1 protein-coding gene is annotated in these 1,508 nt (G+C 43.2%); it reads right to left on the reverse strand.

Annotated elements, in window-relative coordinates; all coding sequences use genetic code 11:
• A partial coding sequence (locus A3739_RS13850; protein ID WP_231877080.1) for a PAS domain-containing sensor histidine kinase occupies positions 1-1,466 on the reverse strand: 1,466 nt, incomplete at its 3' end.
• Between the last annotated feature and the right edge of the window lie 42 nt (positions 1,467-1,508).

A 1,508-nucleotide genomic window follows, 5' to 3' on the forward strand; every position in this document is an offset into this window, starting at 1 on the left:
GCATTACTAAGTAGATTAATCAAGCTTCGCTCAATTAGCTCAGCACTGCCAAATAGCCATATCTCTTCGTCCCCCGAGAGAGTGATGTCGATATTTTTCTGACGTGCAAGCTGGCTGATTGAATCAATGGCGTTCTCGATCGCATTGACCAATTCAAATTCGTAAAAGTCTTCTTCAATCGCTTGTTCAGCGCGAGTGATTTGTAAGAATTGATCTGAAAGGCTAAGTGAGCGTTCTGCATGACTCGCTAATTGATCAATGACAGAAGAATCAAATTCAATACGACCAGATCTTAAGCCNTGGAGTAGGGCGAGCTGAGAACTAAGTGGTGAGCGAACATCATGGGAAAGAAAGTCGATCAGTTGGTTTTTTTCACGTTGCTGCTGACGAATTTCAGTGATGTCTGACATGCTAATCATTAAACCGGCATCACTATGTTCGTCCACTAAAAATGGCAGGCAATGAATCATCACATCTCTGTGTCCAATCGATAGATTGAATTGTTTTCCTTTTCCCTCTAACAGGCACGTTGATATTGCTTGATTAAAATCATCATTGTCGGCTTTGAGAGCGGCAAAAAGCTCGTATATTGGTGTGGAGATAATTTGTTTTTTCTCAGCCTGCAACCATGATAGTGCGCGGCTATTTGCATAGACGATTAATCCGATAGGGTCGGTTACAATGACAGCCCCAGGCATTTCTTCAAAGCCGCGAGAAATAAATGTACGCATGTCTTGCATCGCAGTGATGGCGTCACGTACTTGATGAATACGCTTCGCTATCTGCTCTGATGGTTTTTTGATGATGGCTTCTTGGCCAGATTGCAGCTCCAGCTTATTCAGGAACTCAGTAATAGGGCGTCTAAATCCAGCGCTTGGAATGGCAAGCCCAATACGGTATTTATCATCTCCAATAGTGAGCTTGATCCAACTCGAGCTTTCGTCATGCTGCCATACCCCTTCTTCTAATATGCGGTATGAGCTTAGTTGGTGTGGGTTTAATCCATGAATTACGTTTCCATTGTGCGTAAAGGCATAAGCTTTGGGCTTGATAATCGCGATCAGCGCTAGGAATATTTTCTCAAGGCTATGCTGGCTCAAGCGACGAAAGCTTAGGTCAGGCTCTCTACTTAGTCTTTCTAACTCATTGCTAAAAAAACTATTTAGGTGACGCATTCTTTGCCAGCTCCATAAAGGGTAGGCAATCAATACTCCAAGCACACTGTTTACCGGTGGGAACCACGTTCTATCTAATACTAATAGAGCGTAGCTAAACCCAAATATTCCTGCCGCCAATAACATGGTTGAGGGCATGACGAAAGTTGGACGAATACGTGGAAAAATTAAGATAGGAACAAGAATGAATGCGAATGTTAATAGATATACCCACCGCTCCGAAACGCTACGAATAATCTTTTGATTGATGATTGCAGAGTAGGCGTTCGCGTGAATTTCAACGCCCGACATAGGGCTATTCATATGAGAAAAGGGCGTGGGGATAATATCACC

Source organism: Oleiphilus sp. HI0067 (assembly GCF_001635735.1).